Source organism: Mumia sp. zg.B21 (assembly GCF_019550855.1).
Taxonomy (GTDB): Bacteria; Actinomycetota; Actinomycetes; order Propionibacteriales; family Nocardioidaceae; genus Mumia.
This window is the reverse complement of the sequence record NZ_JAHWCJ010000001.1, coordinates 588,376-605,940: the sequence shown is the minus strand read 5'-3', so window position 1 is coordinate 605,940 and position 17,565 is coordinate 588,376. Positions and strand designations below refer to the sequence as shown.

General features: G+C 69.3%; 21 protein-coding genes and 1 pseudogene. 10 read left to right on the top strand and 12 right to left on the bottom strand.

The window, feature by feature from the left end; genetic code table 11:
• Nucleotides 1-13: 13 nt before the first annotated feature.
• The 3 genes from nrdR to KV100_RS03045 form a co-directional block, all read right to left on the bottom strand.
• Nucleotides 14-502, bottom strand: a complete 489-nt coding sequence (gene nrdR, locus KV100_RS03055; protein ID WP_220341425.1) for a transcriptional regulator NrdR — start codon at nt 500-502, stop codon at nt 14-16.
• Nucleotides 503-737: 235 nt separating this feature from the next.
• On the bottom strand, nt 738-977 hold the full coding sequence (locus tag KV100_RS03050; protein WP_220341424.1) for a DUF6343 family protein: 240 nt from the start codon (nt 975-977) through the stop codon (nt 738-740).
• Nucleotides 978-1,091: 114 nt separating this feature from the next.
• Complete coding sequence (locus KV100_RS03045; RefSeq protein WP_255565902.1) at nt 1,092-1,466, bottom strand: helix-turn-helix domain-containing protein; 375 nt, start codon at nt 1,464-1,466, stop codon at nt 1,092-1,094.
• Nucleotides 1,467-1,578: 112 nt separating this feature from the next.
• Here KV100_RS03045 and KV100_RS03040 point away from each other — a divergent pair, with 112 nt between their 5' ends.
• Nucleotides 1,579-2,472: an NAD(P)-dependent oxidoreductase gene (locus KV100_RS03040; protein WP_220341423.1), complete on the top strand. Its 894-nt coding sequence runs from the start codon at nt 1,579-1,581 to the stop codon at nt 2,470-2,472.
• Nucleotides 2,469-3,350, top strand: coding sequence for an NAD(P)-dependent oxidoreductase (locus tag KV100_RS03035; RefSeq protein ID WP_220341422.1), 882 nt, complete (start codon nt 2,469-2,471; stop codon nt 3,348-3,350). The genes KV100_RS03040 and KV100_RS03035 overlap by 4 nt, the downstream gene beginning before the upstream one ends.
• 15 nt (nt 3,351-3,365) lie before the next feature.
• Here KV100_RS03035 and KV100_RS03030 read toward each other — a convergent pair whose 3' ends face one another.
• Together KV100_RS03030 and KV100_RS03025 are read right to left on the bottom strand one after the other, a co-directional pair.
• Nucleotides 3,366-4,100 (bottom strand): M50 family metallopeptidase, encoded by a 735-nt coding sequence (locus KV100_RS03030; protein ID WP_220341421.1) that lies wholly within the window; start codon nt 4,098-4,100, stop codon nt 3,366-3,368.
• Nucleotides 4,101-4,125: 25 nt separating this feature from the next.
• Nucleotides 4,126-4,536, bottom strand: coding sequence for an MmcQ/YjbR family DNA-binding protein (locus tag KV100_RS03025; RefSeq protein WP_220341420.1), 411 nt, complete (start codon nt 4,534-4,536; stop codon nt 4,126-4,128).
• A gap of 102 nt (nt 4,537-4,638) precedes the next feature.
• On the opposite strand from KV100_RS03025, the gene KV100_RS03020 reads away from it, so the two are divergent.
• From KV100_RS03020 to KV100_RS19300, 3 genes and pseudogenes are all read left to right on the top strand, one after another.
• Nucleotides 4,639-5,208 carry a DUF6318 family protein gene (locus KV100_RS03020; RefSeq protein ID WP_220341419.1) on the top strand — a complete coding sequence of 190 codons (570 nt, stop codon included), beginning with the start codon at nt 4,639-4,641 and terminating at the stop codon, nt 5,206-5,208.
• 371 nt (nt 5,209-5,579) lie between these two features.
• A complete protein-coding gene (locus KV100_RS03015) occupies nt 5,580-5,999 on the top strand; it encodes a PKD domain-containing protein (RefSeq protein WP_220341418.1) in 420 nt (139 codons plus the stop codon).
• A gap of 23 nt (nt 6,000-6,022) precedes the next feature.
• Nucleotides 6,023-6,589 (top strand): annotated as a pseudogene (locus KV100_RS19300) (sugar O-acetyltransferase); the annotation flags it as partial.
• Between the two features lie 93 nt (nt 6,590-6,682).
• On the opposite strand, the gene KV100_RS19290 reads toward KV100_RS19300, so the two are convergent.
• From KV100_RS19290 to KV100_RS02985, 7 genes are all read right to left on the bottom strand, one after another.
• Nucleotides 6,683-7,915, bottom strand: coding sequence for a hypothetical protein (locus KV100_RS19290; protein ID WP_255565901.1), 1,233 nt, complete (start codon nt 7,913-7,915; stop codon nt 6,683-6,685).
• Between the two features lie 14 nt (nt 7,916-7,929).
• Nucleotides 7,930-9,189 carry a hypothetical protein gene (locus tag KV100_RS19285; protein ID WP_255565900.1) on the bottom strand — a complete coding sequence of 420 codons (1,260 nt, stop codon included), beginning with the start codon at nt 9,187-9,189 and terminating at the stop codon, nt 7,930-7,932.
• A gap of 17 nt (nt 9,190-9,206) precedes the next feature.
• Complete coding sequence (locus tag KV100_RS03005) at nt 9,207-10,430, bottom strand: fibronectin type III domain-containing protein (protein WP_220341417.1); 1,224 nt, start codon at nt 10,428-10,430, stop codon at nt 9,207-9,209.
• A 66-nt stretch (nt 10,431-10,496) separates the two neighbouring features.
• Nucleotides 10,497-11,144, bottom strand: coding sequence for a potassium channel family protein (locus tag KV100_RS03000; protein ID WP_220341416.1), 648 nt, complete (start codon nt 11,142-11,144; stop codon nt 10,497-10,499).
• A 57-nt stretch (nt 11,145-11,201) separates the two neighbouring features.
• Entirely contained in the window at nt 11,202-12,422 is a 1,221-nt protein-coding gene (locus KV100_RS02995) for a fibronectin type III domain-containing protein (protein WP_220341415.1), read from the bottom strand.
• A 191-nt stretch (nt 12,423-12,613) separates the two neighbouring features.
• A complete protein-coding gene (locus tag KV100_RS02990) occupies nt 12,614-13,837 on the bottom strand; it encodes a hypothetical protein (protein WP_220341414.1) in 1,224 nt (407 codons plus the stop codon).
• Nucleotides 13,838-13,888: 51 nt separating this feature from the next.
• A complete protein-coding gene (locus tag KV100_RS02985) occupies nt 13,889-14,251 on the bottom strand; it encodes a DUF1330 domain-containing protein (protein ID WP_220341413.1) in 363 nt (120 codons plus the stop codon).
• 146 nt (nt 14,252-14,397) lie between these two features.
• Here KV100_RS02985 and KV100_RS02980 point away from each other — a divergent pair, with 146 nt between their 5' ends.
• From KV100_RS02980 to KV100_RS02960, 5 genes are all read left to right on the top strand, one after another.
• Nucleotides 14,398-14,751 (top strand): helix-turn-helix transcriptional regulator, encoded by a 354-nt coding sequence (locus KV100_RS02980; RefSeq protein WP_220341412.1) that lies wholly within the window; start codon nt 14,398-14,400, stop codon nt 14,749-14,751.
• Between the two features lie 28 nt (nt 14,752-14,779).
• On the top strand, nt 14,780-15,256 hold the full coding sequence (locus tag KV100_RS02975; RefSeq protein ID WP_220341411.1) for an SRPBCC domain-containing protein: 477 nt from the start codon (nt 14,780-14,782) through the stop codon (nt 15,254-15,256).
• 107 nt (nt 15,257-15,363) lie between these two features.
• Entirely contained in the window at nt 15,364-16,449 is a 1,086-nt protein-coding gene (locus KV100_RS02970; protein WP_220341410.1) for a low specificity L-threonine aldolase, read from the top strand.
• Complete coding sequence (locus tag KV100_RS02965; RefSeq protein ID WP_220341409.1) at nt 16,446-16,727, top strand: SelT/SelW/SelH family protein; 282 nt, start codon at nt 16,446-16,448, stop codon at nt 16,725-16,727. Before KV100_RS02970 ends, KV100_RS02965 begins: the two co-directional genes overlap by 4 nt.
• Nucleotides 16,724-17,560, top strand: coding sequence for a serine hydrolase (locus KV100_RS02960; protein WP_220341408.1), 837 nt, complete (start codon nt 16,724-16,726; stop codon nt 17,558-17,560). Before KV100_RS02965 ends, KV100_RS02960 begins: the two co-directional genes overlap by 4 nt.
• The last annotated feature ends 5 nt before the right edge of the window (nt 17,561-17,565 follow it).

The following is a 17,565-nucleotide window of genomic DNA, read 5'->3' as shown; positions in this document are numbered from 1 at the left end:
ATGTTGGTGAGTCTCAGCTGCCGGCGGAGTGCTGCTCCGCGGCGAGCTCGTGGTTGGCGTCGGCCACCATCAGCGTCGCGATCTCGTCCGCGAAGTCCGACACGTCGGTGAAGTTCTTGTAGACGCTGGCGAACCGCAGATAGGCGACCTTGTCGAGCGCCTTGAGGGGCTCGAGCACGGCGAGCCCCACCTCGTGCGAGCTCACCTCCGCTCCCCCGGCCGCACGCAGCGCGTGCTCGACCTGCTGGCCGAGTCGCGCCAGGTCGTCCTCGTCCACAGGGCGGCCCTTGCACGCCTTGCGCACTCCACTCACGGCCTTGTCGCGCGAGAACGGCTCCGTGGCACCCGAGCGCTTGCACACCGTGAGCTGGATCTGCTCGACGGTCGTGAAGCGCTTGTTGCACGCGGTGCAGCTCCGGCGACGACGGATCGCTCCGCCGTCGTCCGCGACACGGCTGTCGAGGACTCGGGTGTCGGTGTGCCGGCAGTACGGGCAGTGCATCCCGAGCTCCTCTCGCTGTGGACGGGATGTGGAGAACCACCGGTCTTCTGTGGGGTTCGCCACTGGTCCTTGTGGACTAGATGTGGATAACTACATCCGTGTAAGTACTAGATGTAGTGGCTACCGTACGCGTCCGCCGCAAGCCCATGCAACTTATCTTCACTCCGCGGACCGACATTTCTGTCGTTGCAGGTCAGACGGTGTTTGGCGGGGTACCGCGCGGCGTGTCGCGGGGTCACACAGGGCGTTGCGACCCATCGCGGCGCATCTTGCGGACAACGACCGCCGTGTCCACGAGGGCGACGACCGCGATCACGGCCGACACCAGGCCGAGGACGACCATCACGTCGGTGCGATCAGGGAGCAGCAGTCCCCACAGCGCGAGCGCGGCGAAGACGACGAACCCGCCCAGGGACAGGGCGAGCCGCATGCCGTACGCGCTGAGCGCCTTCTTGGGCTCCGAGCCGGTGTGCATGAGGGACCCTCCTTCGGTGTTACCTGTACAACACCAGGGGTGCCCCGATCCATCCCTCGTACGCATCCAGAAACAGCGCTCTGACCTGCGCAAACGAGGGACCAGGACGACTGCTCAGACCGTCTCCGCCTCGAGTCTCGCGATGCGCGTCCTGCCCCAGTCGCCGAGCGACGACAGGGCCGCGTTGAGGGAGACCCCGTGCTCGGTCAACGAGTACTCCACGCGCGGCGGCACCTCCGGGAACACCTCCCGGTGCAGCAGCCCGTCGGTCTCCATCTCGCGCAGCTGCTGGGCGAGGACCTTGTCGCTCACCCCGGGCAGGCCGCGCCGGATCTCGGCGTAGCGCCGGGCGCCGTGGGCGTGGAGCTCCCAGAGGATGAGGGCCTTCCACTTGCCGCTGACGACGTCCATCGCGGCGTCGAGCCCGCAGACGTACGGTCCGCGTCGTCGCATGTCGGGCTTCGCTGTCTCCACCGTGCTGCCAGTCATCGGGTCCCCCGTCGTTCGGTGCGTCGGCCGGCGCATCGCTTACTTCAAGGTAAGAACCTCACATCGAAGTGCGTTCTTCCGCGAGACCACCTCGGCCGCGATCGTGGAAGGCATGACTTCCACCAATCACTCCCCCGTGACCGTACTGGGCCTCGGGGACATGGGTCGCGCTCTCGCGACCGCACTCGCCGCCGCGGGCCACCCCGTCACGGTGTGGAACCGTACGCCCGGCCGCACCGACGACCTCGATCCCCACCGCACCATCGAAGCCACGTCCGTACGCGACGCCGTGACCTCCTCGTCGCTCGTCGTCGTGTGCCTGCTCGACGCCGCCTCGGTGCGCGAGGTCCTTGAGCCGGTCGCCGACGCGCTCTCCGGCCGCGCCCTCGTCAACGTCACGACGACCACGCCTGAGGAGTCGCGGGCGCTCGCTGCCTGGGCCGACGCCCACGGCGCGGCGTACCTTGACGGCGGCATCATGGCCACGCCGCCGATGATCGGCCAGGAGGGCGCGCAGGTCCTCTACAGCGGCTCGACCGCCGCGTACGAGGAACACCGCGCGGTGCTCGAGACCTGGGGCGCGGGCCCGTATCTCGGTGAGGACCCCGGCGTCGCGGCGTTGTACGACCTGGCGCTGCTCGCCGGCATGTACACGATGTTCGCGGGCTTCCTCCACGGCGCGGCGATGGTCGCGACCGCGGGGATCTCGGCGAGGGCGTTCGCCGAGAGTGCGGTGCCGTTCGTCTCGGCGATGGTCCCGTCGTTCCGGGAGTACGCCGCGGTGGTCGACGGTCGTGACTACGGTGCCGCGGGACAGCAGAGTCTCGAGTTCTCCGACCTGTCCGACATGGTCCGGGCGAGCGTCGACGCTGGTGTCGCGCCGGACGTCGTGGCAGCGGTCCAGGGCCTGATCCGACGGCAGGTCGACGAGGGTCACGGCAAGGACGGGTTCGCCCGGCTGTACGAGAGCATCGCTCACCCGGCCACGACGGGAGCGGCACGATGAGCGCGGCGGAGGAGAAGGTCACCGTCATCGGGCTCGGTCCGATGGGGCAGGCGATGGCGCGGCTGTTCCTCACCGCCGGCCGCGAGGTGACGGTCTGGAACCGTACGCCGTCGCGCGCCGACGCCCTCGTTGCCGAGGGCGTGCGGCGTGCGGACACGCCGTCGGACGCCCTGGCCGCGAGCGACCTCGTCGTGCTGAGCCTGACCGACTACGCGGCGATGGACGCGATCCTCGGAGGCGAGTCCGCCGCGCTCGCCGGGCGGACCCTCGTCAACCTCAGCTCGGACACTCCTGACGCCACGCGTGAGGCCGCCCGGTGGGCGCAAGCGCACGGTGCGGCGTTCCTCACGGGCGGCGTCATGGTGCCGCCTCCGATGCTGGGCGGCGAGGACGCGTACGTCTACTACAGCGGACCCGCCGACGCGTTCGCCTCGCACGAGAAGACGCTCGGGCTGCTGGGCACGCCCCGCTACGTCGGCGAGGACCCGGGCGCTGCGCAGCTGCTCTATCAGGCGCACCTCGACGTCTTCCTCACCGCGCTGTCCGGGATCGCGCACGCCGTGGCGCTGGTCGGCACGGCCGGGGTCAGCGCCGTCGAGTTCCTCCCTGACGCCCTCGGCACGCTGGCAACCACCAACGCGATGACCGGCTTGAGCGAGACGGGCGCCGCCGCGTTCGACGACGGCGTCCATCCGGGTGACCTCAGCACAGCGACGATGATGGGCGCGACGGCGGCGCACATCCTCGGCGCGAGCGAGTCCGCAGGCATCGACACCGCACTGCCGCAAGCGGTCCTCTCGTACTACGAGCGCGCGATCGCCGCCGGGCACGGCACGGACGGCTGGACGAGCATCATCGAGGTGATGAGGCCGCGGTGACCCCGCCTCCTACCGCTATCCCAGGGCCCGGGCGGAGGCTGTCCACAGCATCCACGCCGCTCCTCCGGCGCATGCTGCCGTCGCGAGCCAGAACGACGCCAGCCAGATGGTTGCCGGGATCCGCGTGAGGAGCGCGAGCGCCACCGCGTCGGACTCACCGCGGCTGCGGTGCCAGGCGCGGCTGCGCCAGGTGTCGGCGAGGGTACGGAGTCCGCCGAGGATGAGGAACGCACCGACGCCCACGGCGGCACCACTCTGGACGACCGGAGGAGCCCACCACCACAGGGCGGCGGAGGCGCCTGCGCACGCAAGCAGCACGAGCACGGTGAATGCGCTGCGCGCCCACAGCAGGCAGCCGACGAACACGACGGCCATCACGAACAGGCCCGGCGCCGCCCACCCCTTCACCGCCACGAGCACGGCGAGCAGTCCCGCGATCGCCGGCGCCGGGTAGCCCGCCCACGCGCACACGACCATGCCGAAGCCGCTGGCCTTGCCGCGGGTGTGGGTGACGCCGGATGCGTCGAGGCGTACGCGGAGCGCGGTCAGCTTGCGGCCGGCGAACACTCCGCCCAACGCGTGCCCGAGCTCGTGCGCGACGGTGACGACCACGCTCGTACGGCGCCACAGCGGGTTGGCGACTGCGGCGACGGCCAGGGCGAGCGCGAGGACCCACACCAGAAGGTCCGCCGAGGTGTAGGCGGCGGGGTCCACGGTCGCGAGGCGCGACGAGAAGTCGTCGGAGGTCACCTTCCGAACCCTAGGCGTTGCGCCTTCACGCCTCCTGAGAGCGGGCGTCGGCCTCCGCGACGCGGCGCTTGGGTGCGATCAGCCGGAACGAGGCGTCGACGAGCTCCCTGACCTCGCTCCAGTCGACATCCTCGGCGGCGAGGTCGAGCGCGCGCCAGCCGAACGGGCCGTAGTAGGCCGGGACGAAGAACCGCTCGTCGTCGTCGAGCGCAGGGAGCTCGGACTCGTCGACCTTGACGATGAGCGCACTGGGCACCTGGCGATGCTCACCCGGGCGCAGCTTTTCGGAGCCTCCGAACGCGGCGAAGATCTTGCCGCACCGGAACGTCGGCCGGCCGTGCGAGACGCGCTCCTCCGTACCCGGGTAGGCGAGGCAGATCTCACGCAGCTCGGCCAGGCCGGGGTCGTCGTCGCTGAACATCACCGGATGCGCCATGAACCGAAGTCAACCACCTGCCGGGGACACCGCACGGGGTCTTCCACAGGCCGTGGGACGACGCCTTCCGTGTGAACCCACGGTGCCACTACGTTTCTCGCCATGACGTACGCCCGGGCGGCCCTCGCCGGCCTTGTCCTGCTTGCGGTTGCGGGGTGCACGGGAGGCGACCCGGCCGGCGGTGACCCGAGCGATCCGCCGTCCTCTGCCTCTCCGCGCGCGACGCCCTCCCCCACCCCGACCCTCGCTCCACCGACGATCCCGCCCGAGGCGCAAGAACACAGCGCCCAAGGCGCCGCCGCCTTCGTGGAGTACTACGTCTCGCTCATCAACTACGCCGCGGTCAGTGGGGATACGGAAGCACTCGCTGCAGCGGCGACGACAAGCTGCGGAGCATGTGCGCGGCTTGTTGAACGATACGAAACCATCTACCGGGACGGCGGCAAGTCTGAAAGCCCAGGCTGGAAGCCTCGCGTCACGAGCAGTCAATTGATCAACGGTGACTTCCACGTGACGGTAGACGTCGCTACCGCGGCACATCGCTATCGCGTCTCAGCGGGCGCTCCAGACCAGAGCGTCAAGGCAGCTACCTATCACGATATCTACCGCCTGCTCTGGGTGAACGGCCAATGGGCCGTCGACCTGCTCAGCGAGCAAGACACTCCACGATGAATCTCGGCCCGCTGCTCCTCACACTCGCGCTTGCTGGCTCGCCTGACGTCCTGCCCAACGATCCGCACGATCACGTTGCTATTGAGGACCGTGAACAACGCGGTGTCGATGCCGAGACCCCGGATAGCTCCGGTGGAGGATCACCTGGTCAGGCTGCCCCAGCAACCGAGTACCGCTACGAGCCGACCTGCACCCCCGGCGCCGGCACGGACGCGACATGCAGCGCCGCCTACACCTGTCCTCCCGAACAGATCCGATTCAACGTGTGGCGTCGAGAGCCGGGGGGTCAGTGGCAGCTTTCGGGGACGATCTGCCGGGGTGGCCAACCGGGCGGTGCCGGCTCCGTCGCGCCGGTCATCACGCCCGGTGATGTGCTTCGCGAGGTCCGTCGCCTGCCGCTCCCGAAGGCGTCGCTGAGCATCCAGCCCTCCGACCGTACCCTCGTCAACCTGGACACCGTGTTCTCGACCGTGCCGCCGGCGTTCGACCGGACGGTGACGATCCTCGGTCAGCGTGTGCACGTGACAGGGACCGCCAGCCGCTACACCTGGCACTTCGGCGACGGCGCGACGACCGCCACCACAGGCCCGGGCCGCCCGTACCCGGCCCTGGACGTCACACACCGCTACGCGAAGGCCGACCGCACACACCGCCCCCGGGTCGACGTCACCTTCACGATCAGCTACGCCGTCAGCGGTGGACCGACCCAGACGCTCGGGCAGACCATCACCACCGATGGCGTGCCCGCAGCGCTCACGACGCACGAAGCCGTACCCGTGCTCATCGACTGACCCCGAGCGCCGCCCGAGGACGAATGCCACGACGGCGCCGACCGCTGCCTCGTACGGTGGTCCGCATGACCGCGCCGACCGACCCCTCCCACCCGTCCCACCCGTCCCACCCGACCGGCCCGACCGACCCTTCCGAGCACCGCGACCCCTCGATGCGCGAACGGATGCTCGCCGGCGACCTCTACCTCGCCGACGACCCGCAGCTCATCCGCGACCACGAACGCGCTCTACGCCTCACGCACGCGATCAACACCGCTGACCCCACCGACCGCGAGCGGCGACGGGAGCTCCTGTCGGAACTGTTCGGAGGGTTCGGCGAGGAAAGTGTGATCCGGCCACCGCTGCACGTCGACTACGGGCACCACACGACGATCGGAGCACGGACCTTCGCGAACTTCGGGCTCGTGATCCTCGACGTCGCGACCGTCACGATCGGTGACGACGCACAGATCGGCCCGTACGTCCAGCTCCTCGCGGCGACGCACCCGCTCGAGCCCGGCCCGCGGCGCGACAAGTGGGAGTCGGCTGCGCCGATCGTGATCGGCGACAACGTGTGGCTCGGCGGGGGCGTCATCGTCTGCCCCGGCGTCACCATCGGCCGCGACACCGTCGTCGCCGCCGGCTCGGTCGTCACGCGAGACCTCCCCGCCGGGGTCCTCGCGGCAGGCACGCCGGCGATTCGCTCAGCGCACGCGGAACTTCTTGACGGCCTTCGGGCTCCAGCCGCTGATGTTCTTCGCACGGACCGTCACGGTGAGCTTCCCGCGGCGCAAGGCCGACTTCTTCACCGTGTACGACCGCCGTCCCGGCTTCAGCGTCACTCGCTTGACCACCTTGGAGCCCTTGCGGAATACCAGCTTGTACTTCTGCACCGCTCCACCGCCGTTGTCGGCGGGCTTGGCCCAGCGCACCTTCCGCTTCGCCGCGCGTGTCTTCCCGGTGACCCGCACCGAGCGCACGGCCGAGGGTCGCTTCGGGAACATCGTCGAGAACACCTGGATCGCCCGCGACCCACGGGTCGTGACGATCCGACCGTTCAGTGCGACGGCCGCCTCACGCGGGTTGATGCTCGCCTTCGTGCCGCGCAGCACCCGCAATGGACGGACGTTGCCGTTCGCCGTCGGAGCGAATGCGCTGATGCTCCGGCGTGCCGCATCTGTGACGTACACCCGGTTCGCCGCGTCGACGTCGACGTGGCGCGGCGCCCTGAGGCCCGTACGAGACCCCCAGATACGCGCGGCCGGAGCGACGTCGCCCGTCGCGCCGGGCGCGAACCCGAGCACGCCCTTGGCAGTCGCCGCCCAGATCCAGCCCCGACGGTCGACAGCGACGTCCCGCACGCCGCCCGCAGGCTGCCCGGGGACCTGGTCCACGAGGATGACACCGACGTCCTCCTGGTCCGTGGCCCCCGGCGGGTACAACCACAGCTCGTTCGCCGTGGCCACGACCAGATCACCCCTCGGCGAGACGGCCAACGCTCGGGAGTAGGTCGGAACCCAAAGGCGCCTCAGAGGGTTCGTCCCCGAGAAGCGCGGGCCATACGTGAGGACGTTCGCCTCGCCCTCGATGATGGACCTGAGCATGTAGGTGTTGCCCGAGCCATCCGACGCCAGGTCGATGTCCACCTCGTCTCCTGCGGGCCCCGGAGCCACGACGTGAGACGGACTGACGTTGCCGTCTGCACGGGGACCGAAGACGCGTACGCGGTCGGAGAGCGCCCGGGCGACGAACGTCGTCGCGTCGGGAGCGATCCCCACCGCCTGAGCGTTCTCGACCTGGGCGCGCGAGCCACCGATGACCCGGCCCGGGCCGTAGTCGACGGTGTCTGCGTCCGCGGCGCTCGCTCCTGCCATGGTCACACCGCCCGCGACGAGCACGATGCTCCCCGCGGCGGCGATCGATCGTCTTGTCCTCATTCGTCTTCCCTCCCCTACCGAACCCGGAACTTCTTGACGGCCTTCGGGCTCCAGCCCTTCGCCGTCTTCGCCCGTACCGTCACCGTGAGCTTCCCGCGACGCAGCGCCGACTTCCGCACCGTGTACGACCTCCGGCCGGGCTTGAGCGTCACCCGCTTGAGCACCTTCGAGCCCTTACGGAACACCACCTTGTACGAGCGGACGTCGCGGCCCCCGTCGTCGGCCGGCTTCTTCCACCGCACCGTCCGCTTCTTCGCCGACGCCTTTCCTGACACCCGCACCGACCGCACCACCGACGGACGCCCGGGAAACAGCGTCCGGAACACCAGCACGTCCTTGCGGGGATACCCGGTGACGGCCAGCTCTCCCCGCCCGTCGACCGCGATCTGCGCCCCGGCCTGGATCGTGCTCAACCGGGATCGCGACCCCTCCAACGACCGAATCGGGCGCATTTCACCACGTGCGTCGGCCGGGAAGACGCTCACGACCGTCCCGCTGCCGCCCAAGCCGTCGTAGGACTGTGCCACGTAGAGGCGGTTCTTGGCATCGACCGCGACATCGCTGACACCGCCGGTGGCGCCCGTGACGGGAGTCAGGCTCCGCAGCGGCGGCGTGTCGCCTGTCGCCCCGGCCGCGAAGGCGCGCAGGACGTCGTCGGCATCGACCCACAGTGCACCGGTCGACGTGAACGCCAGCTCTGTCACACCTTCGCCCAGCCCGGTCCGCGGGCCGGTGATGAGTTGCGCGGGAGTCGCACCGGCCGAGGCGCCCGCCGCGTACACGGCAACCTCACCCAGGGCATCGTGGGCGACGGCGACCTTGCCGTCTCGCGACACCGCAAGGTGACTCGAGAACTCGCCGGTGTCGAAGGTTCGGATCGGAGCGACGTCGCCGTACGCACCTCTCCGGAACACCGACACGCGGTCGTCCTCGGACAGGACGTAGACGAGTCCTGCCGCGTCGACGCCGACGTCGGCGACCTCTCCGAGAGCCGCCTTCGCTCCGGCGATGGTCCGCGTACGGCGCTGCACCCCATCGGCTGACGGCCCGAAGATCCAGACGGCGTCTGCGCCTGGTCGGAAGTCGGCGAGATACACCGTCCCGTCGGACCGCGCGGCGAGACCCGCCGCGGAGTTGAACCCAGGCACCGGCCGGATCACCCGGTCAGGCCCGTAGTCGACGGTGTCCGCGGACGCTGACGTCGCGCCGAGAAGTGCTGCCCCTGTCATCGCGACCGCGGTCACTGCCACGGTCACCACTCGTGTGGTCCTCATCATCTCATTTCTCCCCTCTACCGAACCCGAAAACGCTTGACGGCCTTCGGGCTCCAGCCCTTCGCCGTCTTCGCCCGCACCGTCACCGTGAGCTTCCCGCGACGCAGCGCCGACTTCCGCACCGTGTACGACCGCCGGCCCGGCTTGAGCGTCACCCGCTTGAGCACCTTCGAGCCCTTGCGGATCACGACCTTGTACGACCGCACATCACGGCCACCGTCATCGGCCGGCTTCTTCCACCGCACCGTCCGCTTCTTCGCCGACGCCTTCCTCGTGACCCGCACCGACCGCACCGCCGACGGGCGCGTCGGGAACAACGTCCGGAAGATGCCGATCGAGGTGCGGCTGCGCTTGGTGATGACGTCACCGCGCGCGTTGACACCAACGAGTCCCCAGTCGAGGCCGGACTTGCGCCCACGCAGCTCGCGGAGCGGTGCGACGTTTCCGTACCGTGACGGCGAGAAGACTGAGATCCCCGCGTCGGCATCCGAGACGTACACGCGGTTCTTGGCGTCGAGGTCGATCTCCGCGGTGCCGCGCAAGCGCGTACGCGATCCGGCGATCGTGGCTACCGGTGCGTCCTGTCCGGTCGCTCCACGTGCATAGACGAGCAGCGTGTTGCTGGAGGAGACCCAGACACGACCCCAGCTGTCCAGGGCGACTCCCGTCGTCCACTGCGGGAGCCCGCTCGCGACGCCGCTGAGCGTCTGCAGCGGCGTCGCGTCGCCCGATGCGCCGGGGGCGTAGACGCGGACGGTGCGCTCCCCGGCGACGACGACGTGTCCGGCTGCGCTCACCGCCACGTCCGTGGAGTAGCCCGGGACGTTCAAGGTCCGTAGGACCGGCCCCGTGGCGCCGCGAGCCCACACCCGCACTCGCGACTTGGTGGACTCCAAGAGATCGAGGACGTAGACCCGACCCTGGCTGTCGACGGCCACGTCCCGGGCGTCGGACAGCTGCTGCGGCACCCCCAACACCCGGATTGGCTTCGCCTTCTTGCCGTTGGCCTTCGGACCGAAGACGCGCAGTTCCAAGCCGTGCTTGTTGAGCGTGTAGGTGGTGCCATCGTTCGCGATGTCGACCGCCACCACCATCTCGTCCCAGTCGTAGTAGTCGGGGATCGTTCGAGCCGGCCTGTAGTCGACGGTGTCTGCTGACGCCGCCCCCGCGCCGGCGAGCACGAGGCCGCCGGCCGTCATGACCGCCGCGGTAGCGGCGGCAGCTAATCGTGAGATGCGCATGGTGCGCCCTGCTTTCGTCGTTGGAGTGAGGTGTGACCGTTTACGCGTGCGTCGAGCAGCAGACGCCTAGGCCTGACGGCGGCGCGTCACACCGGACACCGCGAGGGCCACCACGGTCACGAGATAGACCTGCCCGATCAGCGCCTCGAGCGCCGCCAGGATCTTGCCCGTGTCCGTCACCGGCGAGAGATCGCCGAAGCCTGTCGTCGTGATCGTGATCAGGCTGAAGTAGAAGTAGTTCACCGCGTCGTCGTCGGCCCCTCCTTGGGCGAAGAAGCCTCCTTGCACGATCCCCACGACGGAGTACGCACCGGCGAAGGCGATCCCCAGGAGGACGTAGACCGCGATGACACCGAGGACGATGTGCACGTCCAACGACGGGTCCCGGAGGACGTGCACGCCGATCGTCGTGATGGTCGCGAGGCAGAGCAGGATGACGGTGATCGAGTAGACGGAGACGGCCGTCTCGCTGTTGAAGCCCTGCGCGCCGCCCGAGGCGACGACAGCGACGGCAGCCAGCACCGCCGAGGTCACCATCACCGAGCGGCGCGCTCCCGAGGTCCTCTGCGCGAAGAGCAGCACCGCGCCGAGCAGCGCGGTCACCACCGGACGCAGCGCACTGCTGTCGACGGGGACCAGCAGGATGACGACGGCGAGCAGAGCGAGCACGATGCCGTACCGGTCCCGGCGTGTCCCCCGCCCATGCCCGTCCACGACACGTGAGCCTAGGGCTCGCCGCCGTCATCCGCAGTCCCTATGTCTCCGCCGGTGCTACCGCGTGACCGTGAAGGTCAGCGGCGTGCCCGGGCCGTAACCCTTGCGGTTCTTCGCCCGGACGAGCACCGTGCTGGTGCCCGCAGGCAGGTTGCGCCGCTTGAGCGCGTACGACCTGCGGGACGCCTTGAGCGTCACCGCCTTGACCTTCCGGTTCCCCTGCTTGACCGTGACGCGGTAGCCCGTGATCGACGCACCACCATCTGCCAGCGGCTGCGCCCAGCGCACGACCCGGTTGGTCGCCGTCGGCGAGCCCGACACCGACACTCCCCGTACCGCCCACGGTGCGGTGACCGCCCGCAGCCGCGGGTAGACCACGATCTTGTTCCGGCCGGACACGGCGACCTTGCCCGTACGACTGACGGAGAGTCCGTTGACGTGGCCGTGCCGCCGGTCGCTGAGGACGAACAGCGGCGCCGGTCGGCCCGTCGCATCGTGGCGAAGGACGGTGACATGGCCCTCGTGGGTCCCGATGTAGGCCCGACCTGCGCGGTCGAAGGCCAGCAGCTCTGGCTCCCAGAGCCCGGGCCCTTCCTGTGTAATCGTCCGCTCAGGTGCCACGTTTCCCTTCGCGCCCGGGGCGAAGACCGTGAGGATCTCAGCCTCGTCGAAGGTCGCCCAGATACGACCGTCGACGTTCATCCTCACGTCGAACGCGTACTGGAGCTGGGTCTTGTCACCGGAGATCTCCCGCACCGGCTTCGCGTTGCCCGAGGCGGAGCGGCGGTAGATCTTGACGCCGCCCGACCCCGACACCATCAGCCGGTTGTCGGGTGTCATCGAGACCGACCCGACGGCCATCCCGGCGCGCAGGACGCGGATCGGGCGCACGTTGCCGCGCGCATTCTTGCCGAAGACGAGGACACGGTTGTTTCCGTTGGCGACGTAGAGACGCCCTGCAGAGTCACGCGCGACGCCACGAGGCTCGAAGACGCCGCTCCGCGAGCCACGAAGGGAGTACAGCGGACGCGCTTTGCCGCGGGCTCCTGCCCGGTAGACCACGACACGATCACGGTGGAAGTCGGCCGCGTACGTCCGTCCGGACGCGCTGAGGTGCACGTCCCAGGGCGGCTTTGCCCCTGCCTTCGTACCGATGATCGTCCGCTCAGGTCGGACGCTGACCGGGTCGCCCGGTGCTGCCTCGGCAGGAGCGCTGACCAACAGACCACCGGCCAGCGCCGCACTGGCGGCGATGCCGACGAAAGTAACTCTTCTCATGGTTCCTCCTACGTCCGCACGTCCTGGAGGATCTCCTCCGAGGACCGGTTTGGACGCGATGATCCCGCTTGTACGACGGGTGCCCGGCATTCTTGGCTGCCGACTTCGGCCTCCGCAAGGCAATTCGAGTGACATCGAAATGGCGGAGCCGGCTCCCGAGAGCCAGCCCCGCCACTGCGGACCGTGCGGACCTACTTGCGCACGCGGAACGACTTCCTGGCGTTCTTGCCGAAGCCCTTCGTGTTCTTGGCCTTGATCAGCACGACGTTCTTGCCGTTGCGCAGCTTGGAGCGCTTGATCTTGTACGACCGCTTGCTCGCCCCGAAGTTCTTCCTCAGGAGAACCCTGTTGCCCTTCTTGACGACGAGCCGGTAGCCGGTGATCCTTGCGCCGCCGTTGTTGGCGGGTGCCTTCCACGAGACCTTGCGCGTCTTGGCCCTCTGCTTGCCGGCGACCTTCAACGCCCGCGGCTTGCCCGGGACCTTGACGACCGGGGCCGGCTTCGGGAAGAGCGTTCGGAACTCGAGGACGGACGGTCCGCCGAAGTTGGCGACGGTCAGTCCTCCATCACCGGCCACGGAGAGATGCCCCGGGCTGCTGAGCTGTGTCGCAGGTCCGCCGAGGACCTTCAGCGGAGCCACGTTGTTCTCCGCGGACGCCGAGAAGGCGACCACCGTGCTGACGGCGTTGAAGTTCGACGCATAAACACGTCCCTTGGAGTCGGTGCCGATGCCGACGATGGGTGCCGCGAGCTCCGTCTTCGCCCCGGAGATCGTCCGGAGCGGCGTCGCGCCCCCGTTGGCGTTCGACGCGTACGCACGCAGCGCCGCGCCGGCGTCGGCCCAGGTCGTCCCGCTCGCGGCGACGTGCACACCGTTGCCCGCGGGCAGGCCGGTGATCTGACGCGTGGTTGACGCCGGGTTGCCTGCCGCGGCCGGCGAGTAGACGTTGATGGTCGTCGCCTTGCGGACGAAGATGCTGCCCGTCGGGCCGATGTCGAGGCCGAGGGCGGCGCCCGCGCCGGTCCCGAACGTCTTGACCGGTGCGTCGCCGGTGTCGGCGTCCGGCGCGAAGACCGAGACGAGACCGTTGTTGTTGGCGACGTACGTGAACCCGTTGGTGTCGACGTCGACGCCACGCGGAGAGTTCAGCCCACTGTTCATCGTGCGGATCGGCATCGCCGCGCCGTTAGCACCGGTGGCGTAGACGACCACGTTGTTCTGACCGAAGTTGGCTACGTAGGTTCGCCCTCCGACCTTGGCCAGGCCGAACGGGCTGGTGGTGGCGCCGGTGATCTTGCGTACCGGAGCGGTGTTGACGTCGTCGGCCGAGGCCGTCGGCGCAGTGGCGACAAGGGTGCCGCCGATGAGTGCGCCTGCGGCCCCGAGGCCGACCACGCGGATCGTTCTGTTCATTGGAATCTCCCCCTTCGCGTTCCACCGTGCGCGCGCAGGGGGTCACGGCACTCAGATTTGTTCGGCGGGCAGAGGCGTGCCGGTCGCGCCAGCGCGGCCCAGGATGTCCGTTGCGCGATGGTCGTCGCCGACCCCGTCGACAAGGATCGCGACCGAGTCGGAGTTCTCTGTACGCAGCGGCAGGATCGCCTGGTACGGGTCTGACTCGTACCAGCGCGTCGCTCGGTCTCGGTCGGGGAAGGCGATGATGACGATGTCGCCCGGCCACTCGCCTTCCAGGGTGCGCACGTCGGCTCCGTGCACGAGGAACCGGCCGCCGTACGGGGCGAGCGTCGCGTCGATCCGCTCCAGGTACTCGACGATGTCGGGTCCCATCGTGATCTCGCGAATGTGGGCGATTGCGTAGGCAGTCATCAGTGATCCTCTCGGTAGGTGAGGCTCCGAGCCTGCTTGACGGGACGGGCACGAGTCGATGACCTCTGAGGTCATGGGGTTGACATCTGGCGCGACTGGGCCGCACTCTAAAACCAATCAGTTATAAAACAGATTGGTTATGGCGAATGACGGACGACGAGCTGGACGCCGTGTTCGGGGCCCTCGCGGACCCGACCCGCCGCGCGATCCTCGGGCGGCTCGCCCACGGTGACGCCAGCGTCAACGAGCTCACCTCGATGTTCGCGATGTCGCAGCCGGCGGTGTCGCGGCACCTCAGGGTCCTCGAGCGGGCTGGCCTGGTGTCTCGTACGCAGCAGGGGACCATGCGGCTCAGCCACCTCGAGGCGGCACCGCTGAAGGAGGCGACCGACTGGATCGCCGACTACCGCGCGTACTGGGAGGACAGCTTCGCCCGCCTGGACGCACTCCTCGCCGAGGCCGACGCCATCGACTCCGAGCCACCGTCTGCCACGTCCTGACCGATCACCGAGACCCTCAGGGGGAACCATGTCCGACCTCACAGTCACGGCAACGCCCGGCACCTCGACCATCGAGTTCAGCCGGACGTTCACCACGACGCCCCAGCGTCTGTTCCACGCCAACGTCGACGACGAGTGGCAGAAGAAGTGGCTCGGCCCCGACAGGCTCGAGACCGAGATCATCGTCAACGAGGTCCGCGACGGCGGCCGCTGGCGCTGGCTCCAGAGGGAGCCCGACGGCAACGAGTACGTGTTCCGAGGCGTCTACCACGGTGAGCCCTCGGTCGAGAACGGCATCACGCGCACGTTCGAGTTCGAAGGGATGCCCGGTCACGTGTCGCTGGAGACCCTCCGCTTCACCGACCTCGGCGACGGCCGGACCCGGATGGACGCTATCAGCGCGTTCGCCTCGGTCGAGGACCGCGACGGGATGGTCGAGTCCGGCATGGAGGGCGGGATGGAGGAGGGCTTCGTCCGCCTCGAGAAGCTCCTCGCCGACTCCTGAGACTAGACTCCGCCCCCGATGTGATGGGTTCCGCACCCTTTCCGCAGAAGATTCGGTGCACAACCCGTCACATCGGGAAAGCGGGCGGCGGCACTAGGCTGGCGGACGTGGCAGCGTTCGCATCAGACAACTACGCCCCCGCCCATCCCGCGATCCTCGAGGCGATCGCTGCGGCGAACGACGGGCACGCGGTCTCCTACGGCGAGGACCGGTGGACGGCACGACTCACCGAGCTCGTACGGCACCACTTCGGCGACCAGGCCCAGGCGTATCCCGTGTTCAACGGCACCGGCGCCAACGTCGTCTCCCTCGGTGCTCTCCTCCCCCGTTGGGGATCGGCGATCGTCACCGACGTCGCGCACCTCCACACCGACGAGAACGGCGCCCCCGAGCGTGTCGCCGGCATCAAGCTGCTCCCGGTCGCCGCGCCGGACGGCAAGATGGTCCCGCAGTCCTTCGGCGAGTACACGATCAACCTCGGCGACCCGCACCGCGCACAGTCGCTGGCCGTGTCGCTGACGCAGTCCACCGAGCTCGGCACCGTCTACTCGGCCGACGAGGTCCGTGGCCTGGTGGACACCGCACACGCCTATGGGATGAGCGTCCACGTCGACGGGGCACGGATCGCGAACGCCGCCGCGCACCTCGGCCTCTCGCTCCGCGCGCTCACCACCGACCTCGGCGTCGACGTGCTGTCGTTCGGCGGCACGAAGAACGGCATCCTCCTCGGCGAGGCGGTGGTCGTCCTGAACCCGGGCGCAGTCCACGGGATCGAGTTCATCCGCAAGATGTCGATGCAGCTGACGTCGAAGATGCGGTACGTCTCCGCGCAGCTCGCCACACTCCTCGATCCGGAGCGCGATCTCTGGCTCGCGAACGCGACCGCAGCCAACGCCCGGGCGACGCAGCTGCGCGCCGGCGTCGACGCGTTGGCCGACGAGCTCGCACGGGACGGACGTGTGCACGAGTCGGGGGCGCCGCTGCTGCACGTCGCGAACCCGACCCAGGCCAACGTCGTCTTCGCCACGCTTCCGCGGGCGGTTGCCGACGCGGTACGGGTCGAGCACCCGTTCTACGACTGGCGCGCGGGATCTCATCCGGACCTCATCGAGTCCCGGTGGATGTGCTCGTGGGACACGAGCGAAGAGGACGTCGCAGCATTCCTGACGGCGTTGCACAAGGCGTTCGGATGACGCAGCCCCGCGTCGAGATCACCTACTGCACGTTGTGCCAGTGGCTGCTTCGCGCGGGATGGATGGCCCAGGAGCTGCTGAGCACGTTCGGGACCGAGCTCGGCTCGGTGACGCTGGTGCCCGAGACCGGAGGCGTCTTCCGGATCACCGTCGACGACGACGTCGTGTGGGACCGCGCCGTCCACGGCGGCTTCCCGGACGCGGCGGAGCTGAAGCGCCGGGTCCGGGACCACATCGATCCGGACCGACCTCTCGGGCACGCGGACCGCGATCGATGAGCGAGCCGCCTCTCCCCCGCCCGGACGACGCCGTCCGCTGGTCCCTCGAGGTGCGTGATGCCGACAGCGACGAAGTGCTCGCGGCCGTCCAGCCGGAGCTGGTGCTGCCCACCGCGAGCATCGGCAAGCTCGTGCTGCTCGTCGAGGCGGCACACCAGATCGCGACCGAGCGGATCGATCCCGCCGAGCAGCTCAGCCGCACCACCGACGACTGGGTCGCCGACTCGGGCCTCTGGCATCTGCTCGCCACCGACACGCTGCCCGTCACCGACGTGTGTGCACTGATCGGCGCGATGAGTGACAACCTGGCGACCAACGTCCTGCTTCGTCGTCTCGGTCTCGACACCGTGACTGCCACGGCGGAACGCATCGGGATGCAGCGCAGCCGCCTCCTCGACCGGGTGCGCGACGACCGTGGGCCGAAGCACCCGCCGGCCCTGTCCGTCGGCTGCGCCACCGACCTGGCCGGCTTCTGTGCGGGTCTGCACCGTCGCGAGATCCTCTCGCCCGGGGTCAGCGAACGGGTCAGCGGATGGCTCGCGGCGAACACCGATCTCTCCATGGTCGCGAACGCCTTCGGTCTCGATCCGCTCGCGCACACCGATCCGGACCGCGGCATCGTGCTCTGGAACAAGACCGGCACGACCTCCAACGTGCGAGCCGACACCGGAGTGGTCTCGGGTCCCGCCCGAACCGTCGCCTACGCGGCCATCGCCGAGTGGAGCGACGGCGCCGAGCCGTCCGTACGCGACCACGTCCTGCGCGCCATGAACGCCCTGGGCACCTGGCTGCGCGAGGTGGTCACCGACGACCGCGGCGTGTCGACCCAGTAGGCCTT